The sequence below is a fragment of the Geodermatophilus sp. SYSU D00684 genome (assembly GCF_054050455.1).
Genome location: NZ_JBJGZI010000002.1, coordinates 100,281 through 123,445, shown reverse-complemented (window position 1 = coordinate 123,445; position 23,165 = coordinate 100,281). Strand labels below are relative to the sequence as shown.

At 76.7% G+C, this 23,165-nt stretch carries 25 protein-coding genes and 1 tRNA gene; 14 read left to right on the top strand and 12 right to left on the bottom strand.

Annotation, left to right across the window (positions count from 1 at the left end):
* Nucleotides 1-69: 69 nt before the first annotated feature.
* The 3 genes from ACI79L_RS02000 to ACI79L_RS01990 all read right to left on the bottom strand — a co-directional run bounded on the left by ACI79L_RS02000 (nucleotide 70) and on the right by ACI79L_RS01990 (nucleotide 1,665).
* Nucleotides 70-591, bottom strand: a complete 522-nt coding sequence (locus tag ACI79L_RS02000) for a DUF488 domain-containing protein (RefSeq protein WP_456935156.1) — start codon at nucleotides 589-591, stop codon at nucleotides 70-72.
* A 74-nt stretch (nucleotides 592-665) separates the two neighbouring features.
* Nucleotides 666-1,154: an allene oxide cyclase barrel-like domain-containing protein gene (locus tag ACI79L_RS01995; RefSeq protein WP_456935155.1), complete on the bottom strand. Its 489-nt coding sequence runs from the start codon at nucleotides 1,152-1,154 to the stop codon at nucleotides 666-668.
* 25 nt (nucleotides 1,155-1,179) lie between these two features.
* Nucleotides 1,180-1,665 (bottom strand): hypothetical protein, encoded by a 486-nt coding sequence (locus ACI79L_RS01990; protein ID WP_456935154.1) that lies wholly within the window; start codon nucleotides 1,663-1,665, stop codon nucleotides 1,180-1,182.
* Nucleotides 1,666-1,835: 170 nt separating this feature from the next.
* On the opposite strand from ACI79L_RS01990, the gene ACI79L_RS01985 reads away from it, so the two are divergent.
* From ACI79L_RS01985 to ACI79L_RS01970, 4 genes are all read left to right on the top strand, one after another.
* On the top strand, nucleotides 1,836-3,794 hold the full coding sequence (locus tag ACI79L_RS01985) for a histidine kinase (RefSeq protein WP_456935153.1): 1,959 nt from the start codon (nucleotides 1,836-1,838) through the stop codon (nucleotides 3,792-3,794).
* Complete coding sequence (locus ACI79L_RS01980) at nucleotides 3,791-4,426, top strand: response regulator (RefSeq protein ID WP_456935152.1); 636 nt, start codon at nucleotides 3,791-3,793, stop codon at nucleotides 4,424-4,426. Before ACI79L_RS01985 ends, ACI79L_RS01980 begins: the two co-directional genes overlap by 4 nt.
* Before the next feature lie 83 nt (nucleotides 4,427-4,509).
* Complete coding sequence (locus ACI79L_RS01975) at nucleotides 4,510-5,670, top strand: MFS transporter (RefSeq protein ID WP_456935151.1); 1,161 nt, start codon at nucleotides 4,510-4,512, stop codon at nucleotides 5,668-5,670.
* Between the two features lie 65 nt (nucleotides 5,671-5,735).
* Nucleotides 5,736-8,951 (top strand): glucan 1,4-alpha-glucosidase, encoded by a 3,216-nt coding sequence (locus ACI79L_RS01970; protein ID WP_456935150.1) that lies wholly within the window; start codon nucleotides 5,736-5,738, stop codon nucleotides 8,949-8,951.
* Between the two features lie 34 nt (nucleotides 8,952-8,985).
* Here ACI79L_RS01970 and ACI79L_RS01965 read toward each other — a convergent pair whose 3' ends face one another.
* Nucleotides 8,986-9,417, bottom strand: coding sequence for an Lrp/AsnC family transcriptional regulator (locus ACI79L_RS01965; protein WP_456925970.1), 432 nt, complete (start codon nucleotides 9,415-9,417; stop codon nucleotides 8,986-8,988).
* A gap of 103 nt (nucleotides 9,418-9,520) precedes the next feature.
* Here ACI79L_RS01965 and ACI79L_RS01960 point away from each other — a divergent pair, with 103 nt between their 5' ends.
* Together ACI79L_RS01960 and ctlX are read left to right on the top strand one after the other, a co-directional pair.
* Entirely contained in the window at nucleotides 9,521-10,558 is a 1,038-nt protein-coding gene (locus ACI79L_RS01960) for an ornithine cyclodeaminase (protein WP_456935149.1), read from the top strand.
* The gene (ctlX, locus tag ACI79L_RS01955) at nucleotides 10,555-11,508 is read left to right on the top strand and encodes a citrulline utilization hydrolase CtlX (RefSeq protein WP_456935148.1); all 954 of its coding nucleotides are present in this window, start codon (nucleotides 10,555-10,557) and stop codon (nucleotides 11,506-11,508) included. Before ACI79L_RS01960 ends, ctlX begins: the two co-directional genes overlap by 4 nt.
* Nucleotides 11,509-11,517: 9 nt before the next feature.
* Here ctlX and ACI79L_RS01950 read toward each other — a convergent pair whose 3' ends face one another.
* From ACI79L_RS01950 to ACI79L_RS01920, 7 genes are all read right to left on the bottom strand, one after another.
* A complete protein-coding gene (locus ACI79L_RS01950; RefSeq protein WP_456935147.1) occupies nucleotides 11,518-11,862 on the bottom strand; it encodes a hypothetical protein in 345 nt (114 codons plus the stop codon).
* A gap of 118 nt (nucleotides 11,863-11,980) precedes the next feature.
* A complete protein-coding gene (locus tag ACI79L_RS01945) occupies nucleotides 11,981-12,802 on the bottom strand; it encodes an ABC transporter permease subunit (RefSeq protein ID WP_456935146.1) in 822 nt (273 codons plus the stop codon).
* Nucleotides 12,799-13,719, bottom strand: coding sequence for an ABC transporter ATP-binding protein (locus tag ACI79L_RS01940; protein ID WP_456935145.1), 921 nt, complete (start codon nucleotides 13,717-13,719; stop codon nucleotides 12,799-12,801). Before ACI79L_RS01940 ends, ACI79L_RS01945 begins: the two co-directional genes overlap by 4 nt.
* 137 nt (nucleotides 13,720-13,856) lie before the next feature.
* Nucleotides 13,857-14,933: an NAD(P)-binding domain-containing protein gene (locus ACI79L_RS01935; RefSeq protein ID WP_456935144.1), complete on the bottom strand. Its 1,077-nt coding sequence runs from the start codon at nucleotides 14,931-14,933 to the stop codon at nucleotides 13,857-13,859.
* 27 nt (nucleotides 14,934-14,960) lie between these two features.
* Nucleotides 14,961-15,299, bottom strand: a complete 339-nt coding sequence (locus ACI79L_RS01930) for a hypothetical protein (RefSeq protein ID WP_456935143.1) — start codon at nucleotides 15,297-15,299, stop codon at nucleotides 14,961-14,963.
* A gap of 22 nt (nucleotides 15,300-15,321) precedes the next feature.
* Nucleotides 15,322-16,182, bottom strand: coding sequence for an NAD(P)H-binding protein (locus tag ACI79L_RS01925; protein ID WP_456935142.1), 861 nt, complete (start codon nucleotides 16,180-16,182; stop codon nucleotides 15,322-15,324).
* Nucleotides 16,179-16,808, bottom strand: a complete 630-nt coding sequence (locus ACI79L_RS01920) for an NAD(P)-dependent oxidoreductase (RefSeq protein WP_456935141.1) — start codon at nucleotides 16,806-16,808, stop codon at nucleotides 16,179-16,181. The genes ACI79L_RS01925 and ACI79L_RS01920 overlap by 4 nt, the downstream gene beginning before the upstream one ends.
* A 54-nt stretch (nucleotides 16,809-16,862) precedes the next feature.
* Here ACI79L_RS01920 and ACI79L_RS01915 point away from each other — a divergent pair, with 54 nt between their 5' ends.
* The 4 genes from ACI79L_RS01915 to ACI79L_RS01900 all read left to right on the top strand — a co-directional run bounded on the left by ACI79L_RS01915 (nucleotide 16,863) and on the right by ACI79L_RS01900 (nucleotide 19,401).
* Nucleotides 16,863-17,327, top strand: coding sequence for a MarR family winged helix-turn-helix transcriptional regulator (locus ACI79L_RS01915; RefSeq protein ID WP_456935140.1), 465 nt, complete (start codon nucleotides 16,863-16,865; stop codon nucleotides 17,325-17,327).
* Nucleotides 17,328-17,445: 118 nt separating this feature from the next.
* On the top strand, nucleotides 17,446-18,585 hold the full coding sequence (locus tag ACI79L_RS01910) for a zinc-dependent alcohol dehydrogenase (protein WP_456935254.1): 1,140 nt from the start codon (nucleotides 17,446-17,448) through the stop codon (nucleotides 18,583-18,585).
* Between the two features lie 9 nt (nucleotides 18,586-18,594).
* The gene (locus tag ACI79L_RS01905; protein WP_456935139.1) at nucleotides 18,595-19,176 is read left to right on the top strand and encodes a hypothetical protein; all 582 of its coding nucleotides are present in this window, start codon (nucleotides 18,595-18,597) and stop codon (nucleotides 19,174-19,176) included.
* Nucleotides 19,177-19,209: 33 nt separating this feature from the next.
* A complete protein-coding gene (locus ACI79L_RS01900) occupies nucleotides 19,210-19,401 on the top strand; it encodes a DNA-binding protein (protein WP_456935138.1) in 192 nt (63 codons plus the stop codon).
* A 380-nt stretch (nucleotides 19,402-19,781) separates the two neighbouring features.
* On the opposite strand, the gene ACI79L_RS01895 is transcribed toward ACI79L_RS01900, so the two are convergent.
* Nucleotides 19,782-19,854: transfer RNA gene (locus ACI79L_RS01895), tRNA-Lys, on the bottom strand.
* A 182-nt stretch (nucleotides 19,855-20,036) separates the two neighbouring features.
* Between ACI79L_RS01895 and ACI79L_RS01890 the strand changes: the two genes are divergently transcribed.
* The 4 genes from ACI79L_RS01890 (at nucleotide 20,037) to ACI79L_RS01875 (ending at nucleotide 23,162) form a co-directional block, all read left to right on the top strand.
* Nucleotides 20,037-21,218 carry a L,D-transpeptidase gene (locus ACI79L_RS01890; protein WP_456935137.1) on the top strand — a complete coding sequence of 394 codons (1,182 nt, stop codon included), beginning with the start codon at nucleotides 20,037-20,039 and terminating at the stop codon, nucleotides 21,216-21,218.
* A 61-nt stretch (nucleotides 21,219-21,279) separates the two neighbouring features.
* Entirely contained in the window at nucleotides 21,280-21,699 is a 420-nt protein-coding gene (locus tag ACI79L_RS01885) for a hypothetical protein (RefSeq protein WP_456935136.1), read from the top strand.
* Between the two features lie 87 nt (nucleotides 21,700-21,786).
* Entirely contained in the window at nucleotides 21,787-22,884 is a 1,098-nt protein-coding gene (locus tag ACI79L_RS01880; protein ID WP_456935135.1) for an exo-alpha-sialidase, read from the top strand.
* The gene (locus ACI79L_RS01875; protein WP_456935134.1) at nucleotides 22,881-23,162 is read left to right on the top strand and encodes a ubiquitin-like small modifier protein 1; all 282 of its coding nucleotides are present in this window, start codon (nucleotides 22,881-22,883) and stop codon (nucleotides 23,160-23,162) included. The genes ACI79L_RS01880 and ACI79L_RS01875 overlap by 4 nt, the downstream gene beginning before the upstream one ends.
* Nucleotides 23,163-23,165: the final 3 nt, after the last annotated feature.

The window sequence follows — 23,165 nt, the reverse complement described above, 5'->3', positions numbered from 1 at the left end:
CGCGATCATGGCGCGGTGACCGCCTCCCGGGCCCTCCGGGTGGTTCCGGCGCCGTGATCGCGGGGGCGGTCAGCGTGGCCAGCGGACGAGGCCGTCCTCGCCCAGCACCGCGCCCTCGGCCGGGCGGTGCGGGGCGAGCCGGCCGTCGGGCATGAGGTGCGTGACCGGCACGCCGCGGGCGAGGACGGCGACGTCGGCGACCAGCCGCCGGTGGCAGCGCCACCACACGCCCTCGCTGCACATCACCGCGACCCTCGCGTGCGCCGCCTCGGCCAGCACGCCGTCGAGCGCGGCCGCGAACTCCGCCGTCCGGGTGTGCGCGGCGTAGGCGGCGAACTGGGCGACGGTCCACCAGCCGTCGGCCACCGGCTCGCCCGCGGGCAGCCGGCGGCGCCCGCCGAGCCGCTCCTCCCACCGGTAGCCGATGCGCGCGGCCGGCAGCCACTCCTCGAGCGCCTCCCGCCGGACGTCGGGGTTGCTGCGGCTGCCGGGGAAGCGGCGGACGTCGACCACCCGGTCCACACCGGCACCGGAGAGCCGGGCGGCGAGGGCGGTCCGGTCGTCGGCGCCGTGACCCACGGTGAGCAGCACGGGCGCCCCCTACCCGCTGCGCGCGGGACCCCGGGGCCGCCCGCGCGTGGCGGAGGGCCCCGGGGCCGGGAGAGTTAGCGCAACCGCACCTCGACGTCGACCGTGTCGGTGCCGGGCCGGAAGGTGCCGACGACCTCGCCCTCGGCTCCCGCGTACCGGCCGGTCCCGCCGGTGACCGCCCAAGTGAAGCCGGCGGGGCCCGCGCTCGGGTCCTCGTCGAAGGCGCCCTGGGCGGTGACCTGGCCGCGGGGGAGGACCAGCGTGACGGTGCAGGCGGCCGACAGTCGCGTCTCGGAGAGGCTGGTGACGGTGCAGCTGCCGGCGCTCGTCCCGATCGTCCGGCCGTCCTGCTGGACGTCGTCCAGGAAGACCTGGGTGTCGCCGGCGCTCGGGCCGGGCGTGCCCAGGTCCAGGTCGGTGTTGCGGTCGGGGACGGCGACGGTGGTCAGCCGCAGGGTCGTGTCGGCGGCCGCGGTCGGGACCACGGCCAGGGTGGTGCCGGCGCCGGCGAGCAGGACGGCGGCGGCGAGTGCGGTGCGGCGCGTGCGCGGGGTCAGGGACACGGGGAGCTCCTCGGGGACGGAGGGGTCAGCCGGCGAACGCCAGCCAGAGGGCGCAGGCGAGGGTGAGGACGGCGAGGGTCAGGGCCACGGCGGCGGGAGCGGGCACCCGACCGAGGCGGCGGCGGGCGTCCAGGGCGAGGCCCGTGGCGGCGCCCGCGAGGACGGCGGGGACGCCGGTCCAGAAGACGAGCAGCGAGACGGCGCCCAGGCCGGCGAGGACCAGCGCCCGGACGGCGGTGCGCCGGGGCGCGGCGGCCCGGGCGCGGGCGGCCACGACACCGGCGAGGACGGCTGTTCCCGCGACGAGGGCGACCAGCAGCGCGAGGGAACCCCAGCCCCCGTTGCCGGCGAAGGCCACGCCCCACTCGCCGGAGCCGGACTTCCAGGGCGTCTCGACGTACTGGCCGACCAGCGTGCAGGCCAGCGAGGTCCCGGCGCCGGCGAGGGTCGGGGCGTCGAGCGCGACCGCCGGACGGGGAGCGGTGGTGGGGGTCGGGGACGTGGTGGTCATGGCGGGTCCTCCCGGATCGGGCCGGCCCTCGCGGCCGGACGGGACGACCGTGGCCGCCCGGGACGACCCCGCGGATGAGCCGCGTGACCCGGTCGGCCCGGGAGGACCTCCCGGGCCGACCGGGACGCCGGAGGACCCGTCCGGGACGCCGCCGGCGACACACTGACGCCGTGCACAGGCGCTCCCTGACGACCGGTGCCGCCGTCGCGGTGACGCTGCTGTGCGCCGCCGCGACCGCCCTGGGGGCGTGGGTGGCGCCCCGGGTCCCGGATCTGGGGTTCTCGCCGGCCGCCGGCACCTACAGCGTCGTGTGCGCGGCCACCGGTGCGCTGCTGGTGCACCTCCGCCCGCGGAACGCGATCGGCTGGCTGCTCGTCCTCACCGGCCTGCTGCAGGCGCTCAGCCTGGGAGGGAACGCGTACGGCGCGTACGGGGTGGGCGTCGCGGAGCCGGACTGGCCGCTGGCCGACTGGGTGGCGGCGCTGACGGCGATGGTCTGGCTGGCGTCGTTCGTGGTGCCGGCCGCCGTCCTGGTGGCGCTGTACCCGACCGGCCGGCTGCCGGCCCGCTGGTGGCGGTGGCCGGTGGCCGCCGTCTCGGGGGGACTCGCCGTCGTCACGGTCGGGACGGGCCTGACGCAGGAGGCGTACGACGACCTCGCCCCGGGGCCGGCACCGGTGGACCTCTCGGGCGCTGGGTGGACGGCCGTCGCGGCCGTCGCCGCCGTCGCGCTCGTGGGGGGTGCCGTCGTCATCTGGGTCGCCACGGTGCTCCGCCTGGTGCGCGCCCGGTCGCCGGAGCGGCAGCAGCTGGCCTGGCTGGTCTGCGTCGTGTTCCCGCTCTTGGTGGCGATGTTCGTCGCCGGTGAGTGGACCCCCGAGTGGCTGGTGGCGCCGCTGGTCCTCATGGTTCCCGGGGCGGTCCTCGTCGGCGTCGTCCGGTACCGGCTGCTGGGCATCGTCGTCAGCCGGGCGCTGGTGTACGCGGCGCTGACGGCCGCCGTCGTCGGGCTGTACCTGGCCGTGGCGGCGGTCGCGGCAGCCGGCCTCGGCCGCACGCTGTCGCCCGTGAGCGGTGCCGTGCTCGCCGCGCTGGTCGCGGTGGCCCTCGGCCCGGCCCGGTCCCGGCTGCAGGCGGCGGCCGACCGGTTCGTCTACGGCCGGCGCGGTGACCCGGTGACCGCGGTGGCCGAGTTGGGGGACCGGGTGGCCTCGGCCGACGAGGCCGCCCTGCTGCCGGCGGTCCTCGGGACGGTCGCGACGGCGCTGCGGGCCCCGGACGCCCGGGTGCTGCGGCCGGGGCGGCCGGTGCCCGACGACGGGGTGGTCGCCGTCCCCCTGCGGGTGGGCGGCCGGGACGTCGGCACCCTCTGCGTGACCGAGCGCGCTCCCGGGGAGCCGTTCACGGCGGGCGACCGGCGGCTGCTCGCGGCCCTGGCACCCCAGGTGGCCGCCGTGGTCCGGGCGCTCGAGCTGACCGGGTCGCTGGAGCGCGAGCGCGACCGGGTGCTCACCGCGACGCACGCCGAGCGGGACCGCATCCGACGGGACCTGCACGACGGGCTCGGGCCGTCGCTGGCCGGGGTCGGCCTCGGGGTCCAGGCGGTGCAGACCCGGCTCGGAGAGGGGGCCGACCCGGCCACCCGGGCGCTGCTGGCGCGGATGCGGGAGGAGGTCGACGGCGCGGTCGGCGAGGTGCGCCGGATCCTCGACGGGCTCCGGCCGGCCCCGCTCGACGACGTCGGCTTCGTGGCCGCGGTCCAGCGGCACGCCGAGGCGCTCGCCCCGTCGGTGCCGGTGCGGGTGGTCGCCGAGCCGCTGCCGCCCCTCCCGCCCGACGTCGAGACGGCGGCCTACCGGATCGCGCAGGAGGCGCTGACCAACGTCGCTCGCCACTCCGGGGCCCGCTGCGCCGAGGTGGGACTGCGGGCCCGCAACGGCCGGCTCGAGGTGGCGGTGGTCGACGACGGCGCGGGCTTCCCGTCGGCCGACGGCGACGCCCTGCCCGCGGGCGTCGGGCTGACCTCGATGCGGACGCGCGCCCGGGCGGTGGGCGGCGAGCTCACCGTGACCAGCGGTCCCGGCGGCACGCGGGTCGTCGCCGGCCTCCCCCTCGAGGTGGAGCGGTGACCGTCCGCGTGGTGCTGGCCGACGACCACCCGATGTACCGGTACGGCCTCCGCTCGGTGCTCGACGCCGCGCCGGAGGTCGAGGTGGTGGGCGAGGCCGCCGACGGCGCCGAGCTGCTCGCCCTCGTCGCGCGGACCGCGCCGGACGTCGTCCTCACCGACCTGGCGATGCCCCGGCTGCCGGGCATCGCCGCGATCGACGAGCTGACCCGCCACCGGCCCGGCCTCGGGGTCCTCGTGCTGACCATGCACGAGGACGACGCCTCCCTCTTCGGCGCGCTGCGCGCCGGTGCCCGCGGCTACCTGCTGAAGGGCGCCGATGCCGGGGAGATCGTGCGGGCCGTGCTCGCCGTCGCCGACGGTGACGCCGTCTACGGGGGAGCGGTGGCCCGGCGGGTCGTGGACGCCCTGACCGGGCCGGTCGCCCGCGCACCGGCGTTCCCGGAGCTCACCGGCCGGGAGCGGGAGGTGCTCGAGCTGCTCGCCGCCGGGCTCCCCACCGGCCAGATCGCCCGCCGGCTCTCGCTGTCGGACAAGACGGTGCGCAACCACGTCTCCGCGGTGCTCACCAAGCTCCAGGTCCCCGACCGCGCGGCCGCCGTCGCCCGCGCGCGGGACGCCGGCCTGGGCTGAGACCGGTCCACCCGCTGCCGGGAGCCGCCGGTTCCCCGGTCATGCTGGGCGGCCGGGCGACGACGCCCGCGGAGGGGAGCGGTGTGAGCAGGGGGACGACGGACCGGGTGTCGCTGTGGCGGCTGCCGGCGATGCGGGCGCTGGTGGGGGCGACGACCCTCGGCTTCGCCAGCTACTGCCTGACCCTGGCCTCGCTGCCGGCGTACGCGGTGGCGGGCGGGGCGTCGGCCGACACCGCCGGCGTGGTGACCGCGGTCTTCCTGGCGGTGACCATCGCGGTGCAGTCGGTCGTCCCCGCGCTGACCGCGCGGTTCGGCCTGGGCCCGGTCCTCGCCGCCGGCCTGCTGGCCCTGGGCGCGCCCTCGCCGCTGTACGCCCTCGGCGACGGCGTCCCGTGGCTGTCGGCGGTGTCCGCGGTGCGCGGCGCGGGCTTCGCGGTGCTCACCGTGCTCGGCGCGATGCTGGCCGCGCAGGTGGCGCCGCCCGAGCGCCGCGGCGAGTCGATCGGGCTCTACGGGCTGGCGATCGCGGTGCCCAACCTGGTGGCGGTGCCGGCCGGGGTGGCGCTGGTGCTCGACGGGCACCCGGGCTGGCTGGCGTGGCTGGCCGCGTCCCCGGTGCTCGCGCTGCCCCTGGTGCCCGGGCTGGCCCGCTCGGTGCACTGGGAGGGCGGCGCCGGCACGTCCTCGCGCGCCGCGGCCCGCGCCGCGCTGGCGCCGTCGGCGGTGCTGCTCCTGGTCACCCTCGCCGGCGGCGGCGTGGTCACCTTCCTGCCCATCGAGCGCCCCGACGGCGTCCTCGCCACCGCCGCGCTGCTCGTGTTCGGCATCACCGGCGCGCTCACCCGCTGGCGGGCGGGGCTGCTGGCCGACCGGCTCGGCAGCCGCCGGCTGCTGCCCGCCGCCCTGGTCGCGGGCGCGGTCGGGCTGGCCGCCGTCGCGCTCGGCCTGGTCACCGGCGACGCCGTCGTGCTGATCGGTGCGGCGGTCTTCGGGGCGGGCTACGGCGCGGTGCAGAACCTCACGCTGGTCACCGCCTTCGCCCGCGCCGGGGAGGGCGGCTCGACCGCGGCGAGCGCGCTGTGGAACGCCTCGTTCGACGCGGGGACGGCGATCGGCGCGCTGGTCCTGGGGCTGGTCGCGGCCGGCGTCGGGCTGCCCTGGACCTACGTGCTCGTCGCCGGCGTCCTGCTGGCCGGGCTGCCGCTGGCCCGGACGGCGACCCGGGTGCCGCGCGCGCTTTGACCTCTCCGGACGCGCCCCCTACGGTGCGTGTCCTGCCGATCACACCCTGACAGAGAGGTCAGCGCGTGCTGCTCCCCATCCCCGGCTCCGGCCGGAGTCCACGGCGGGGCCCGACCCCGTTCCGCAGGAGGTCCCTCGGCTCGGGCGTCGCCGCGGTCCTCGCGGCCGGCGTCCTCGGCGCCGCACCGGCGCACGCCGCCCCGGACGTCGCCCCCGGGGCACCCGGCGGCGGGTCCAGCTGGACCAGCGGCGCCAAGGTCGGCGTCGGCACGGCGGTCACCGAGGAGTCGAAGGTCTGGTACACGCTGGTCGACGGCCTGATGAGCGAGGTCTACTACCCGCGCGTCGACGTCGCCAACGTCCAGGACCTGCAGCTCGTGGTCACCGACGGCAGCACGTTCACCGAGCTGGAGCGGGACGCCACCACGCACGAGGTGGTCCTGGCCGACCCGCGGGCGCTGAGCTACCAGCAGGTCAGCACCGACCGGGACGGCCGCTACCGGATCACCAAGAGCTACGTCACCGACCCGGCCCGGTCGACCGTGCTCGTCGACGTCCGCGTCGACAGCCTCGACGGCGGCCGGTACACGGCCTACGTCCTCTACAACCCGTCCCTGGCCAACAGCGGCCTGCACGACAGCGGCTCGACGGTCGGCAGCGCGCTCGTCGCCGAGGACACCGGCGGGGACACCCCCGTCGCCTCGGCGCTGGTCGCCTCCCCGGCGTTCGCCCGGGTCTCCACCGGCTTCTCCGGGGTCAGCGACGGCTGGACCGACCTGCGCGACGACCACCGGCTGGACCGGACGTACGGCTCGTCGCCGGACGGGAACGTCGTCCAGGTCGGCCAGCTGGCGACCCAGGGCACCAGCCGCACGCTCCGGGCCACGATCGCCCTCGGCTTCGGCCCCTCCGGCACCGACGCCCTCACCACCGCCCGGGCGTCCCTGCGCCGGGCGTTCCCCGCGGTCCGCGACGCCTACGAGGAGGGCTGGGCCGGCTACCTCGCCTCGCTCGACGCCGCTCCCGCCAGCGTGGCCGGTGACCCGCAGCTGCGGACGCAGTACGACGTCGCGCTGATGACGCTCAAGGCGCACGAGGACAAGACCTACCCGGGCGCGAACATCGCCTCGCTCACCGTGCCGTGGGGCCAGGCGATCGACGCGGACGAGTCCGGCGTCGGCGGCTACCACCTGGTGTGGGCCCGCGACCTCTACCAGGTCGCGACGGCGCAGCTGGCCGCCGGCGACGAGGCCGCGGCCCACCGGTCGCTGGACTACCTGTTCGACGTCCAGCAGCGGCCCGACGGCTCGTTCCCGCAGAACACCCTGCTCGACGGGACGCCGTACTGGGGCAGCCTGCAGCTGGACGAGGTCGCACTGCCGCTCGTCCTCGCCGGGCAGCTCGGCCGGTTCGACGCCGACACGTGGGAGCACGTGAAGAGGTCGGCCGACTTCCTGGTCGCCCGGGGCCCGTCGACGCCGCAGGAGCGGTGGGAGGAGGAGGGCGGCTACTCGCCCTCGACCATCGCCGCCGAGATCGCCGGCCTGGTGACCGCGGCGGAGACCGCCCGGCGCAACGGCGACGAGGCCTCCGCGGCCCTCTACACCGGCGTGGCCGACGACTGGCAGCGCCGGCTCGAGGACTGGACGTTCACCACGACCGGCCCCTACGGCGACGGCCGCTACTTCGTCCGCATCGACGCCAACGGGAACCCGGACGGCGACGACTGGGTGGAGATCAACAACGGCGGCGGGTGGCACCCCGAGCGGGAGGTGGTCGACGCCGGCTTCCTCGAGCTGGTGCGCCTCGGCGTCCGGTCGGCCGACGACCCCAGCGTCCTGGCCTCGCTGCCCGAGCTGGACGAGATCCGCGTGGACACCCCGCACGGGCCGATGTGGTACCGCTACGGCTTCGACGGCTACGGCGAGAAGGCCGACGGCAGCCCGTACGACGGCACCGGCGTCGGGCGGCTGTGGCCGCTGCTGAGCGGGGAGCGCGGCGAGTACGAGCTCGCGGCCGGACGGAGCGCCGACGCCTTCCTGCGCACCATGGCCGGCGCGGCCAACGAGGGCCTCATGATCCCCGAGCAGGTCTGGGACCGGCCCGACGCCGCCGGCTTCCGCTTCGGCGAGGGCACCGGGTCGGCGACGCCGCTGGCCTGGTCGATGGCGCAGTTCGTGCGGCTGGCGGTGTCCATCGACGCCGGCCGGCCGGTCGAGACGCCGGCCCTCGTCGCCGACCGGTACGCCGGCGGCGCCCTGCCCGAGGGGCCCGCGCTCACCGTCACGGCCCCGGCCGACGGCACCCGGACCGACGCCGGCCGGGTCGAGGTCACCGGCACGACCGACGGCGCGGAGGTCCACGTCGCCACCGGCGGGGAGACGGTGGCGGCGCAGGTCGTCGACGGCGCCTTCACCGCCACGGTGCCGGTGTCGACCGGCCGCAACACGGTCACCGTCGTCGCGGTCGGGGAGGACGGCGGCACGAGCGTCGTCCGGCGCACCGTCGTCTCCACCGCCGTCGGGACGCCGGTCGGCGTGGTCGACGACCCGGCCGGTGACGACCACGGCCCCGGCAGCTACGTCTACCCGACCAACGCCGCCTTCGTGCCCGGCGCCTTCGACGTGACCCGCTTCGGCGTGTACGACGACGGGCCGCAGGTGAACTTCGTCGTGACCCTGGACGGCGAGGTCACCAACCCGTGGGGCGGCAACCAGATCTCGGTGCAGCGGTTCGACGTGTACGTCCGTGCCGGGGACGGCGAGGGGACGGTGCCGGCGCTGCCCGGCACCAACGCCGCGCTCGCCGCGCCCTACGACCTCGTGGTCACCGCGGACGGGTTCACCGACCTCGGGGTGCGGGACGCGGCCGGGGCCACCGTCAGCGGGGCGACGCTGACCGCCATCCCGGAGAGCCGGCAGGTCGTGGTCTCGGTGCCGCGCTCGGCCCTGGGCGACCTCGACCTGGCGGGCGCCGAGTACGCGCTGGTCATGGCGAGCCACGCCGACGGCACCGGCGAGGGGGTCGGCAACGTCCGGCCGGTCTACGACCTGGGCTACTGGCGGTCCGCGCCCGAGCGCGGCATGTCGTGGATCCAGGAGTACCGCTTCGGCGGCGGCGCGGGGGAGTGGACCGACGCCACCGCGGCCCGCGACACCGACACGGGGGACCCGAACGCCCTCGACGTCCTGGTGCCGCCGGGCAGCACGCAGGCCGACGTCCTCGACTGGACGCGCGGGGCGCCGGTGACGCTCCCGTACGTGTCCCTGACGGGGGCCTGAGACCGCTGCGCTGGGGCCCGGGCGTGCCCGGGCCTCAGCGCAGGACGGAGGTCAGCAGCAGGCTCGTCTGGCTGTTGATCACCCCGGGCACCGACCGGATGCGGTTGAGCAGCCGGTCGAACTCCACGAGGTCGGTGGTGCGGTGCTCGGCGACGAGGTCCCAGGCGCCGTTGGTCGAGTGCATCGACTCGATCTCCGGGAAGCCGCGCAGCCGCCGGATGACGTCGTCGGTGGAGCGGCCCTCCACCTCGACCAGCGACACCGCCCGGACCCCGCCGGCGGCGGCCTCGTCCCGCACCCGGACGGTGAACCCGACGATGACGTCCTCGGCCACGAGCCGGTCCAGGTGGCTGGTCACCGTGGCCCGGGTGACCCCGAGCCGGCGGGCCAGCTCGGCCACCGGCGCGCGGCCGTCCTCGCGCAGCGCCGAGAGCAGGCGGCGGTCGAGGTCACTGAGGTCGGCCATGCGCAGAACGTACAGCTGATCTTGCTGAAGTGGTCGGTGTCTGGGCACAACGCGCGCCCTTCGCTCATTGTGTGTGCAGATCGCCCAGCAATACGGTTCCGGCATGACCGCGTTCGTCGACGTGCGCAACATGGTCCGCTGGACGGCCGAGACCGGGCCGGAGCGGATCATCGCCGGGATGTCCCGCTACATCGAGGACGACTTCCGCCGGTGGGAGTCCTTCGACAAGATCGCCCGCGTCGGCAGCCACACGCCCTGGGGCGTGATCGAGCTGATGCCGACCAGCGACGGCGAGACCTACGCCTTCAAGTACGTCAACGGGCACCCGAGCAACCCGGCGCGCGGCTTCCAGACGGTGAGCGCCTTCGGGGCGCTGGCCGACGTCTCCAACGGCTACCCGGTCTTCCTCGCCGAGATGACCCTGCTGACCGCGCTGCGGACGGCGGCGACGTCGGCGATGGTCGCCCGCCTCCTGGCCCGGCCGGACTCCCGGCGCCTGGCGCTCATCGGCGCCGGCAGCCAGTCGGAGTTCCAGGCCCTGGGCATGCGCGGGGCGCTCGGCATCAACGACGTCACGGTCTGGGACACCGACCCCGCCGCGATGGCCAAGCTGGTCCGCAACCTGGAGCCGCTGGGCTTCGACGTGACCGTGGCGTCCTCCGGCCGGGAGGCGGTGCGCGGCGCGGACGTCGTCACCACCTGCACGGCCGACAAGGCCCGGGCCACCGTGCTGCAGGCCGACTGGATCGAGCCGGGCGTGCACCTCAACGCCATCGGCGGCGACTGCCCGGGCAAGACCGAGCTCGACCCCACGATCCTGCTGCGCGAGGACGTCGAGGTGTTCGTCGAGTTCCCGCCGCAGACCCGCATCGAGGGCGAGATCCAGGCGATGCCGGCCGACTTCCCGGTCACCGAGCTGTGGCAGGTGCTCACCGGCCGGGCGGCCGGACGCACCTCGGCCGCCCAGGTGACGCTGTTCGACTCCGTCGGGTTCGCGATCGAGGACCTGTCGGCGCTGCGCTACGTGCGCGACGCGGTCGCCGGCACGCCGTGGGTCGACGACATCGACCTGGTCGCCGAGCCGGACGACCCCAAGGACCTGTTCGGGATGGTCGCGGCGTTCACGCCGATCCCCTCGTGACGCCCGGGGCCGCAGCCCAGGCCCCCTCGGCCGTCGTCCTCGTCCGCCCGCACGCCTTCTCGCCCAACCCGCTGACGCTCGGGGACAACGCCTTCCAGGTGCCCGTCGTCCGCGAGGACCCGGGCGTGCTCGCGCGGCGCGCCCACGACGAGGTCACCCGGCTGGCCGAGGCGCTCACCGCCGCGGGCGTCACGGTGCACCTGTTCGACGACCCCGAGCCCGGCCGGCCCGACAGCGTCTTCCCGAACAACTGGCTGTCCACCCACGCCGACGGCCGGGTCGCGCTGTTCCCGATGTACGCGGCCAACCGGCGCGGGGAGCGGCGCGGCGACGTCGTCGAGTTCCTCAAGGCGGCCTACCGGGTGCACGAGGTGGTCGACCTCTCCGGCCTGGAGCACGACGGCCGCTACCTCGAGGGCACCGGCGCGATGGTGCTCGACCACGCGGCGCGCACGGCCTACGTCGCGCGGTCGCTGCGGGTCGACCCCTGGGCGCTGGACCGCTTCTGCCGCGGCTTCGGCTACGAGCCGGTGGTCTTCGACGCCGTCGACGCGGCCGGCCGGGCGGTCTACCACACCAACGTGATGATGAGCGTGGCCGGCGAGTACGCGCTGGCCGGGCTGGAGCTGCTGCCGTCGGCGGCCGAGCGGGCGGAGCTCGTCGCCCGGCTGGAGGCGACCGGGCGCGCCGTCGTCCCGCTCACCGCGCGGCAGGTCGGGGAGTTCGCCGGCAACGCCATCGAGGTGCAGGGCGCCGACGGCCCGGTGCTCGCGCTGTCCGCACGGGCCGCGGCGAGCCTGGACGCCGGCCAGCGCCGGACGATCGAGGCGTCGGCCCGGCTGCTGCCGGTCGCCGTCCCGACGGTCGAGCTGGCCGGCGGCTCGGTGCGCTGCACGATCGCCGGGGTGCACCTCGAGCCGCGCACCGCGGCGGTCCCGGCCGCGGTCTGACCGCGGGGGTCAGGAGACGCGGTCGGCCGCCGCCTGCAGCGAGCGGATGAGCAGCAGCTCCTCGCCGGAGCGGCGCAGCCACTGCCGCAGCGCGGCGACGTCGGTGCGGGCGGCGTCCCGGACCGCCCCGAGCCGCAGCTGCCGGGTGTTGGCCTGCGCCCGCTGTGCCGGCGGCAGTGCGCGTCCCTCGGCCCGGGCCCGCGCGGTGAGCGCCGCGCCGACGTAGACCAGGTCGCGCACCTCGTCGACCTCGGCCAGCAGGGTGTCGGCGCCGGCGTCGTCACCGGCCTCGAGGCGGGTCAGCAGCAGGTCGGCGCGCTCGCGCCCCAGGGCGGCGGGATCGGGGGAGGTCACCCCTCCACGGTGCCAGCCCGCCCCCTCCGTCCGGACGGAGGGGGCGGGCCGGAGCCCCGGCCCCTCTGCAGGGTCCCGCGCCGGGCTCGCGAGGCGTGGGGGGCAGAGGGGTCCTTCGTCACGCGTCGCGGCGGGTGAAGGCCACGGCCGCGACGGCGAGGACGACCGCGACCTCGGCGGCGAAGACGGCGAACCCGGCCCACGGCTCGAGCAGCAGCGGGTTGAACGACTCCGGCATCGCGATCCGCGAGCCCGCGTTGCCCGGCATCAGCTTGGTCAGCCACTCGCCGAGGGCGCCGGGCAGCAGCATCACCAGGTTGCCGACGAGGAACACCAGCGCGAGCACCACCGACACCGCGGCGGCGGTGGAGCGGACCAGCAGCCCGACGGCCATCGCGAACAGCCCGAGGCCGGCCATGTAGAGGCCGCTGCCGAGCAGGGAGCGCAGCACCCCGTCGTCGCCGAGGGACAGGCCGATGCCCTCCGCGGACAGGAACGCGTTGCCGCCGAGCCAGCCGAGCGTCGCGGTGACCACCCCGGCGACGAACAGGACGGCGCTGAGCACGACCGCCTTGGCCACGAGCACGGTCCCGCGGCGCGGGGTAGCGGCCAGCGTCGCGCGGATCATCCCGGTGCCGTACTCGGCGGTGACGACGAGCGCGCCGAGGACGACGGCGGTCACCTGGGCGAACAGCAGCCCCCAGGTGATGAACGCGCCGACCGGCTCGCCGGTCTCGCCGGCGGCGAGGTCGGGGGCGACCAGCGCGCACACCAGCGTGGTGAGCCCGGCGCCGAGGGCGACCATCGCGGCGACCGACCAGCCGGTGGAGCGCACCGACCACAGCTTGATCCACTCGGCGTGCAGGGCGCGGGGCAGCCCGGCGGTCGCGACCGGGGCGGGGGAGGACGCGCGGGGCGCGGCCAGGGTGGATGCGGTCACCGGGTCACCTCGGCGGGGCGGGCGGCGGCGTACTCGACGCTGCCGGCGGTCAGGGTCATGAAGGCGTCCTCGAGGGAGGACCGGACGAGGCCCAGCTCGTGCAGCACCAGGCCGGCGCCGGCGGCGAGCTCCCCGGTGGCGGCGGCGTCGACGCCCTGGACGCGCAGCTCGTCGCCGTCGCGGGTGACGTCGGCGCCGGCGCGCCGCAGGAGCTCGGCGAGGTCGGCGGGCCGGGGCGTGCGGACGCGCACGTAGGAGGCTGCGTGCTCGGCGATGAAGTCCGCCGTCGGGCAGTCGGCGAGCACCCGGCCGCGGCCGATGACGACGAGGTGGTCGGCGGTCAGCGCCATCTCGGCCATGAGGTGGCTGGACACCAGCACCGTGCGGCCCTCGGCGGCGAGGTCGCGGGCCAGGGTGCGCACCCAGCGGATGCCCTCGGGGTCCAGCCCGTTGACCGGCTCGTCGAGGACGACGACCGGCGGGTCGCCGAGCAGCGCGGCAGCGATGCCCAGCCGCTGGCCCATGCCGAGGGAGAACCGGCCGACGCGCTGCCCGGCCACCGCCTCCAGGCCGACCAGGCCGAGCACCTCGTCGACGCGCGCGGCGCGGATGCCGTTGGAGGCGGCCATCCAGCGCAGGTGCGCCCAGGCGGTGCGGCCCGGGTGCAGCGCGCGGGCCTCGAGCAGCGCGCCGACCGCGCGCAGCGGGGCGGGGCAGTCGAGGTACCGGATGCCGTCGACGGTGACCGAGCCCTCGGTGGGCCGGTCCAGGCCGATGACCATCCGCATCGTCGTCGACTTGCCGGCGCCGTTGGGGCCGAGGAAGCCGGTCACCCGGCCCGGGCGGACGGTGAAGGAGACGCGGTCGACGGCGACCCGGTCGCCGTAGCGCTTGGTGAGTCCGCTGGCGACGATCACGGGGTCACCGCCGGGGGAGGGGAGGGCTGCGAGGTCATGCCGGGAAGGCTCTCGGCAGCGGGGTGCCCGGCACATCGGGGAGGACCCCCGGCCCGACCCTGGACCGTCCCCCATCCGGTGCTGGGGGACGCCCCCGGTCAGGCGCTGCGGGGCAGGTCCGCGGCGAGCAGCCGGCGCAGGGTCACCGCCGCCGTCCGGCCGGCCCGGTTGGCGCCGATCGTGCTCGCGCTGGGTCCGTAGCCGACCAGCTGCAGCCGCGGCTCGTCGACGGCGGAGGTGCCGTCGAGCCGGACGACGCCGTCGCGGGTGCGCAGCCGCAGCGGGGCCAGGTGGCCGACCGCGGCGCGGAAGCCGGTGGCCCACAGGATGACGGCGGCGGCGACCGTGCGGCCGTCGTCCCACGCGACGCCGTCGGGGGTGATCCGGTCGAACACCGGCAGGCGGGTGAGGACGCCGTCGTCCAGGGCGCGGCGCACCCAGGGGGTGACCACCAGCCCGGTCGTGCCGACGACGCTGCCGGGCATCCGGCCGGCGCGCACCGCGGCCTCGACGCGGGCCACCGCCTCCCGGCCCTGCTCCTCCCCGAAGAGGCCCTCGCGCCAGACCGGCGGGCGGCGGGTCACCCAGGTGGTGCGGGCGACCGGCGCGATCTCGCCGAGCAGCTGCACCGCCGAGGCGCCGCCGCCGACGACCACGACCGACCGCCCGGCGAACTCCTCCGCGCCGCGGTAGCCGACGGTGTGCAGCTGCCGGCCGCGGAAGGTCTCCTGGCCCGGGTAGCGCGGCACGAACGGCCGCGTCCAGGTGCCGGTGGCGTTGACCACGCCGCGGGCCCGCCAGGTCCCCTCGGGCGCCTCGACCAGGAACCGCCCGTCGCCGGTGCGGCGCACCGCGGACACCCGCACCGGCCGCTGCACGGGCAGGGCGAAGCGCCGCTCGTACTCGGCGAAGTAGGCCGGCACCGCCTCGGCGGCGGGCAGGTCCTCCGACGCCGGCGCGAACGGCAGGCCCGGCAGCTCGTGCACCCGGTGGGTGGTCGCCAGGGTCAGCGAGGGCCAGCGGTGCTGCCACGCCCCGCCGGGCGCGGCGTCGCCGTCGAGGACGACGAAGCCGCTGCCGGGCGGGAAGCCCTGGCGGGCCAGGTGGTACGCGGCGGACAGGCCGGCCTGGCCCGCGCCGATGACCACGACGTCGACGTCCCGCGGGCTGCTCACGCCCGCGGAACGCGCCCCGGGCCGCCGCTATGCCGGGGTGAGCCGGCCGAGGTCCGCGCCGGCCAGCGGCACCGACGCCGGGTCGTACCCGAACCGGACGACCACCGCCCCGGGCCGGGCCTCGACCAGCCACGCGGTGCGCGGCTCGCCGCGTTCGGGCGTGTAGGTCCAGCGCCCGGCGAGCAGCGCCAGGCCGCGCTCGCGCAGGAAGGCGACGGCCTGCTCGCGGGTGGGGAAGTGCCGCAACGGCATGCCGGGGACGGCGTGCGCGGTCCACCCGTCCCGGCCGTCGGCGGCGGTCAGGTGGCCGACGAGCTCGCCGTCCTCCGGACGGTGCACCGGCTCGAGCACGGGGGCGGTCGTCATGCCCTCCATGCTGGGGACGGGCTCAACCGGTTTCCGGGCGCCAGGCGTCGGCGTGGTCCTCGACGAACCGGCGCAGGGGAGTCGGCTCCCGGCCCAGCAGGCGGGGGAGGTCGTCGGTGGTGCGCGCGGCCAGCCCCAGCCGGGTGGTCGTGAACAGCAGGGTCATGACCAGCACCAGCCCGGCAGGTCTGCCCTCGGCCAGCTGCTCGCGCACGAAGGCGACCGCGCCCGGCCGCGGGTAGACGACCGGGCGGCCCAGCACCGCCGACAGGGTCGCCGCGATCTCGGCGAAGGTCGGCGCCTCCCGGCCGGTCAGTTCGTAGGCCCGCCCCTCGTGGCCCGGCTCCGTCAGCGCCGTGGCGGCCACCTCGGCGAGGTCGCGGACGTCGACGTGGGCGGTCCGCCCGTTCCCGGCCGGCACCGAGATCCGCGACCGGTCCCGGATCTCCTCGCGGTGCACGGTGAGCAGGTTCTGGAAGAAGTTGGCCGGGCGCAGGTGGGTCCAGGCCAGGCCGGTGGCCTCCACCCGCCTCTCCAGCGCCCGGTGGGGGAGCAGCGGGTTGCGCCCGGCGGCCTGCACCGACAGCACGACGACCCGCCGCACCCCGGCGGCGACGACCGCGTCGAGGAAGGGCTGCAGACGTCCGACCCGGGCGACGTCCGGCGGGCGGAGCAGGAATAGCGCCTCGACGCCGTCGAGGGCGGCCGGCCACGAGGTGGGGTCCTCCAGGTCGAGCCGGACGGCGGGCACGCCGGCCGGGAGCGCGGGAGCCGCCCGCTCCGGGTGGCGCGCGCCGGCCCGGACGTCGGCCCCGCGGCCGGCCAGCCGGCGGACGACCTCGCTGCCGACCGTGCCGGTGGCCCCGGCGACGAGCACGGTCACCGGTCGCCGGCCACGACGAACGGTGCCGCCGATAGCCGGTCCCGCCCCTCGGCGAGCTCCACCAGGGCGAGGGCGGCGTCGGCCTTCGCCAACGGAGCCGCGCGCAACCCCGGCGCCTCGGTCGTCAGCCGGTACCGGCCGGTGCCCGGCCGCTCGGCCAGGCGCGGCGGGCGCACCTGGGTCCAGTCCAGGTCCGAGCCGGCGAGCACCCGGTACTCGCCTTCCTTGTCCTCGACGACGTCCCGCGCCAGCCGGTGGGTCAGGCCCGAGACGAGGCGGGCGCCGCGTCCCTTGCGGTCGCCGGGCAGGTCCGCCCCCGCGCCGGAGATCCCGACGAACCGCCGCACCCCGGCCGCGCGCATGGCCGCGACCACCCCGGGCAGCGCCGTCCGGCCGACGTCCCCGCCCGACGACCGGGTGACCCCGACGCACCACAGGACGGCGTCGGCCCCGCGCACCGCCCCGCCCACCAGGGCGGCGTCGCGGACGTCCCCGGGGCACTCGACGACCCCCGGCAGGCCCGTCGCCCGGCGGGCCACGGCGACCACCGTGTGCCCGCGCTCGGCCGCCAGCCGCACGGCGTGGCGGCCGACGCCGCCCGCCGCCCCGAACACCACGATGCGCACTCCGACCTCCCTGTCAGGTCCCCTGACAACAGGATGTCAGGTAACCTGACGTCCGTGCAACGGGGGGAGGAGCTGCCGCTGGCCTACCTGCTGCTGCAGGCGGGCCGGTCCTTCGACGCCGTCCTCCGGGACGAGCTCGCGGCCCGCGGGTGGCCGCGGCTGTCGGCGGCGCAGTCCCTCGTCTTCGCCTTCCTCGAGCCGGACGGGACCGCCCCGGCGGAGCTGGCGAGGCGGCTGGGCACCACCCGCCAGGCCCAGCAGGACCTCGTCGCCGGCCTGGTCCGCCTGGGCCTGGTCGAGACGGTCGCCGACCCCGCCCGGTCCCGCGGGCGCCTGGTCCGCCTGACCACCGCCGGCCGGCGACTCGCCCGCGACGCCGGCGCCGTCCTCGCCGGCCTGGAGGAGGACCTCGGCGAGCACGCCGCGGACCTGCGCCGGCTGCTCGACGACGTCACCCGTGCCACGGAGCGGAGGCGGTCCCGGGGCGCCGCCCGGGCGCCCGACCCGACGACCGCCTGAGCGGTCCGCGTCCCGTCCGGACGCCCGAGGCCGTTTCCGGCCGCCGGGTGCCGGGCACGGCTGCGGCAGCGCCGGTGTGCAGGGCCCGGCACGAGGAGAGGGGCGCTGCGTGCGCGCGATGGTCTACCGCGGGCCGTACAAGGTCCGTGTCGAGGACAAGGACGTCCCGTCGATCGAGCACCCGAACGACGCGATCGTCCGGGTCACCCTGGCCGCGATCTGCGGCTCCGACCTGCACCTCTACCACGGCCTGATGCCGGACACCCGGATCGGCCACACGTTCGGCCACGAGTTCATCGGCGTCGTCGAGCAGGTCGGCCCGTCGGTGCGGAACCTGCAGGTCGGCGACCGGGTGATGGTGCCGTTCAACGTCTTCTGCGGGTCGTGCTGGTTCTGCGCCCGCGGCCTGTACTCCAACTGCCACAACGTCAACCCGAACGCGACGGCGGTCGGCGGCATCTACGGCTACTCGCACACCACCGGCGGCTACGACGGCGGGCAGTCGCAGTACGTCCGCGTCCCGTTCGCCGACGTCGGCCCGGTGCGGATCCCCGAGTGGATGCACGACGAGGACGCCGTCGTCATGACCGACGCCGCGGCCACCGGCTACTTCGGCGCCCAGCTCGGCGAGATCGCCGAGGGGGACACCGTGGTCGTGCTCGGCGCGGGGCCGGTCGGGCTGGTCGCCGCGCAGTCGGCGTGGCTCATGGGCGCCGGCCGGGTGATCGTCGTCGACCACCTGCGGGAGCGGCTGGAGAAGGCGCGGACCATGGCCCACGCCGAGACGATCGACTACGACGAGCACGACGACGTCGTCGTCGAGATGAAGAAGCAGACCGACCACCTGGGCGCCGACGTCGTCATCGAGGCGGTCGGCGCGGAGGCCGACGGCAATTTCCTCCAGCACGTCACCGGGACGAAGCTGAAGCTGCAGGGCGGGTCGCCGGTCGCGCTCAACTGGGCGATCGACGGCGTGCGCAAGGGCGGCACGGTGTCCGTGGTCGGCGCCTACGGGCCGATCCCCAACGCGGTGAAGTTCGGCGACGCGCTCAACAAGGGGCTCACGCTGCGGATGAACCAGACGCCGGTGAAGCGGCAGTGGCCGCGGATGTTCGAGCACGTCCGCAACGGCCACCTGACCCCGCGCGAGGTGGTCACCCACCGCTTCCCGCTGGAGCACATCGCGGAGGCCTACCACGTGTTCTCCAGCAAGCTCGACGGCTGCATCAAGCCGCTGATCCTGCCCGACGCGGCCTGAGGGGCGACCATGACCGAGTCCGACATCCCGAGCGCGTACGTCCGCGACAAGCGCACCCCGACGCCGAGCCGCGAGGAGCTGCGGGCCCGCATCCCCGGGTGGGGCGCCGACCTCGACCCGGCCGACCGGCCCTCGTACCCGAAGCTGCAGTACCCGGCCGACACCGGCGCCCACTGGGACTTCCCCGAGCGCCAGCCCGGCAGCGAGGGCCGGGAGCGGTCGATCGAGCACGCCTTCGTGACGCCGGTGTTCGGCACCGCGCAGCCGCTGCGCGGCCTGTCCGGGACGATCCGCCGGTTCGCGTACGCCCGCTTCAGCGAGGGCCGGCTCGCGCACTGGCTGCTGCTGGTCGTCGGCGACCGCGTCGACGCCTGGGAGCACCACCTGCGGTCGTTCGCCTCCGCCCGGCCCGACGTGCCCGCCACCGGCCTGCGGACCGAGTTCACCCGGGGCGGCCTGCGCTCGCGCCGCGGGCGCTCGGACGTCCGGCACCAGCTGCTCGACCCGGTGGTCGTCGCCGGGCCGTGGCTGGCCGGCGCCGGGGCCGCGGTGCTCGGCGTCCGCCGGGTGGTGCGCGCCGTCCGCGGCTGACCCGGCCCGCCCGGGGCCGCTACGGTCCCGGGCGTGACGCCGCTCGACGAGCTGCCCCGGATCGGCGCGCCGGCCACCCGCGCCCTGCAGCAGGCCGGGTACCCGGACCTGTCCTCGCTGGACGGCGTCCCGCGGGCGGCGCTCGCCGGGCTCCACGGCGTCGGCCCGAGGGCGCTGCGCATCCTCGACGAGGCGCTGGCCGAGCACGGGCTGCGGCTGGGCTGAGCGGCGGGCCGCGCCGGCGTGTCCGTGCGGATCTGGGAGTACGACGTCGCCCCAGCGGCCGTGGAGCGGTTCGTCGCGGCCTGCGGGGCGGACGGGGACTGGGCGCGGCTGTTCCGGCGGGCCGGCGGGCACGCCGGCACGGAGCTGTTCCGCGACGCGGGGACGGCGGCCGCTTCCTCACCGTCGACCGCTGGCAGGACCGGGGCGCCTGGACCGCCTTCCTCGAGCGGGAGGGGGGAGGCGTACCGGGCCCTCGACGCGCAGCTCGCCCCGCTCACGACGCGCCAGCGCCCACTGCTCGAGCGGACGGTCCCCGACGACGGCCCCTGAGACGACGAGAGCGGCCCCTCCCGCCGGGGAGGAGCCGCTCTCGTGTGCTGTGCGCCATCAGGGACTCGAACCCCGAACCCGCTGATTAAGAGTCAGCTGCTCTGCCAATTGAGCTAATGGCGCGTGTCTCCCGGCTGCCCGGGTCACGAGGGAGAACGATACCAGCGGTCGACGGCGTCCCGCTCGGGGGTCCCCGGGTGGCGGACGCCACGGTTCCGTGATCCGCGTGGACACTGGGTGGGTACGGCCGTGCCCGGGTGCGGGCGCGGTTCCGCGGGGGACGAGGGGGCAACACGGTGCGACGGATGGCTGCGCTGGTCACGGCGGGAGCGCTGGTCCTGCTCAGCGGGTGCCAGAGCGGCGACGACGGCGGGTCGTCGTCGGCGTCCTCGTCGTCCGCGGCCCCGACCCCGGCCGACGCGGCGCCCGCGCAGCTGCAGCTCGCCCCCGCCGACGGCGCGGTCGACGTCGCCCCGGCCGACCCGGTGGAGATCTCCGTCGCCGACGGCGAGCTCGCCGACGTCACCGTCACCGACGGGGCCGGCGCGGACGTGCCCGGCCAGGTGGCCGACGGCGACACCGAGGGCACCGACGTCTGGACGCCGGACGAGGACCTCGCCTACGGCAGCACCTACACGCTCACCGCCACCGCGACGAACGCCGACGGCGAGCAGGCAGAGGCGACCAGCACCTTCACCACCGTGGACCCGGAGACGGTGACCACCCCCTCGATCGGCCCGCTGGACGGCCAGACGGTCGGCGTCGGCATGCCGATCCGCGTGTACTTCGAGCAGCCGGTCGCCGACAAGGCCGCCGCCGAGAGCCACCTCCTGGTCACCAGCTCCACCCCCACCGACGGCGTCTGGAGCTGGCTCAGCGACACCGAGGTGCACTTCCGCCCCTCGCAGTACTGGCCGGCGCAGACCGACGTGACCCTCGAGGCCGACCTCTACGGCGTCGACCTCGGCGACGGCGTCTGGGGCGAGAAGGACCGCACGGTCTCCTTCCGCATCGGGGACCGGCACGTGTCCGTCGCGGACGTCGCGACGCACCGCATGCAGGTCTACGACGGCGACACGCTGGTGCAGGACTGGCCCATGAGCGCCGGCAGCCCGGACAACCCGAGCTACAACGGCCCGCACGTGGTCACCGAGCTCAACGCCGACCGGGTCATGGACTCGAGCACCTACGGCGTGCCCGTCGACAGCCCCGAGGGCTACCGCACGCCGGTGAAGTGGGCCGTGCGGCTGTCCGACAGCGGCGAGTTCGTGCACGGCGCCCCGTGGTCGGTGGCGCAGCAGGGCCGGGAGAACGTCTCCCACGGCTGCATCAACCTCTCCGACGAGAACGCCCGCTGGTTCTACGAGTTCTCCCAGCCGGGGGACGTCGTCGAGATCGTCAACTCCGACGCCGGAGCGCTCACCTCGCCGATCGCGGACTGGACGGTCCCGTGGGACCAGTGGCAGGCGGGGTCCGCGCTGAAGTGATCTCGGTTTCCCGGGGCGCTCACCAGGGCACTCCCGAGTCGATCTCGGGAGGGAGAGCGTCGTGGACACCTGGTTGATCGTGCTCATCGTCGTCGTGGCGGTCGTCGTGCTGGCCCTGATCGGGCTCGCGCTGGCCAAGCGCAGCCGGGTCGCCGGCGCACGCCGCCGCGAGCAGCAGCGCGCCCAGGCGCGCGAGCACCTCGAGGAGGCCCGGCTGCGCGGGGTGCAGGCGGAGAAGGAACAGGCCCTGGCCGAGGAGCAGGCCGCCCGCGCCCGCCGCGAGCGCGCCGAGGTCGAGGAGCGCACGCGCCTGGCCGAGCAGGAGGCCCGCCAGCGGGCCGAGGCGGCCCAGGAGCACGCCACGGCGGCGGACAAGCTGCGGGCGGAGGCCGAGCGGCTGGCCCCGGGCCTCGCCGACCGGCACGCCGACGGGCAGCCCGGCCGGACCGCCGAGGGCTCGGAGGGCTCCACGCGCCTCTGAGCGGGCCCACCGCTCAGTTCCGGCGCCGGCCGCCGTCTGCCGTGTCGGGAGGGACCCGCCGGGTCCCGCCGACGCCGCGGAGGCACCGTGACCGACCTGCTCGCCATCGGGACGCGCAAGGGACTGTGGCTGGCCCGCAGCGACGACGGCCGCCGCACCTGGACCGTGGACGGGCCGCACCTGCTCGCGCAGGAGGTGGCGGCGGTCGGCATCGACACCCGGGGCGGTGACTCCGACGGCGGGGCGCCGCGGGTGCTGGCCGGGGTCCAGTACGGCCACTGGGGCCCGACCGTCACCTGGTCCGACGACCTCGGCCGCACGTGGACCGAGACCGAGCAGGGCGCGATCCGCTTCCCGGCCGACACCGGGGCCGCGCTGGCCCGCGTCTGGCAGATCCGCCCGGACACCGCGGGCCGCCCCGGCGTCGTGTGGGCCGGGTGCGAGCCGCACTCGCTGTGGCGCAGCGACGACGGCGGCCGCACCTTCGCGCTGGTCCGCGGCCTGTGGGACCACCCGCACCGGCCGACCTGGGAGCCGGGCGGCGGGGGCGGCGCGGTGCACACCGTCCTGCCGGACCCCACGACCGACCGGGTGCTGGTGGCCATGAGCGCGGGCGGCGTCTACGCCAGCGACGACGGCGGGGCGACGTGGGCGCCGCGCAACGCCGGCATCACCGCGTCGTTCCTGCCCGACCCGTCGCCGGAGTACGGGCAGTGCGTGCACAAGGTCGCCGCGGACGCGGGCGACCCCGACCGCTTCTACGCGCAGAACCACTTCGGCGTCTTCCGCACCGACGACGGCGGCGCGTCCTGGACCTCGATCGCCGAGGGCCTGCCCGTCGACTTCGGCTTCCCGGTGGCCGCCTCGCCGCGCACCCCGGGCACCGCCTGGGTGGTGCCGCTGGTCGCCGACGCCGAGCGGGTGCCGCCGGACGGGCGGCTGCGGGTGCACCGGACCCGCGACGCCGGCGCCACCTGGACCGAGCTGGGCGCGGGGCTGCCCGACGCGTCCTGGACCTCGGTGCTGCGCGACGCCGTGTGCGTCGACGAGGGCGACCCGACCGGCGTCTACGTGGGCACCCGGGACGGCTGCGTCTACGCCAGCGCCGACGAGGGCGACACCTTCACCACGGTGGCCGAGCACCTGCCCGACGTCCTGTGCGTCCGCGCGGCGGTGCTGCCGTGAGCGTCGAGGTGCTGCTGCCGGGCGTGCTGGCCGACCTGGCCGGCGGGTCCCGTCGGCTGCTGGTGGACCCGGGCGACGCGACGCTGGCCGGCCTGCTCGACGCCCTGGCGGCCACCCACCCGGTGCTGGAGCGACGGATCCGCGACGAGGCGGGGGAGGTGCGCCGCTTCGTCAACGTCTACGTCGACGGCGACGACGTCCGCTTCTCCGCGGGCCTGGCGACGCCGGTGCCCGCCGGGTCGGTGGTGCAGGTGCTGCCCTCGGTCGCGGGCGGCTGAGGG

Coding starts and splice junctions, on each gene's coding strand:
- ACI79L_RS01965 (WP_456925970.1), bottom strand. CDS start 9,417: ATGGCCGACCTCAGTGACCTCGACCGCCGCCTGCTCTCGGCGCTGCGC.
- ACI79L_RS01890 (WP_456935137.1), top strand. CDS start 20,037: ATGGCTGCGCTGGTCACGGCGGGAGCGCTGGTCCTGCTCAGCGGGTGC.
- ACI79L_RS01905 (WP_456935139.1), top strand. CDS start 18,595: ATGACCGAGTCCGACATCCCGAGCGCGTACGTCCGCGACAAGCGCACC.
- ACI79L_RS01990 (WP_456935154.1), bottom strand. CDS start 1,665: ATGACCACCACGTCCCCGACCCCCACCACCGCTCCCCGTCCGGCGGTC.
- ACI79L_RS01960 (WP_456935149.1), top strand. CDS start 9,521: ATGACCGCGTTCGTCGACGTGCGCAACATGGTCCGCTGGACGGCCGAG.
- ACI79L_RS01910 (WP_456935254.1), top strand. CDS start 17,446: ATGGTCTACCGCGGGCCGTACAAGGTCCGTGTCGAGGACAAGGACGTC.
- ACI79L_RS01930 (WP_456935143.1), bottom strand. CDS start 15,299: ATGACGACCGCCCCCGTGCTCGAGCCGGTGCACCGTCCGGAGGACGGC.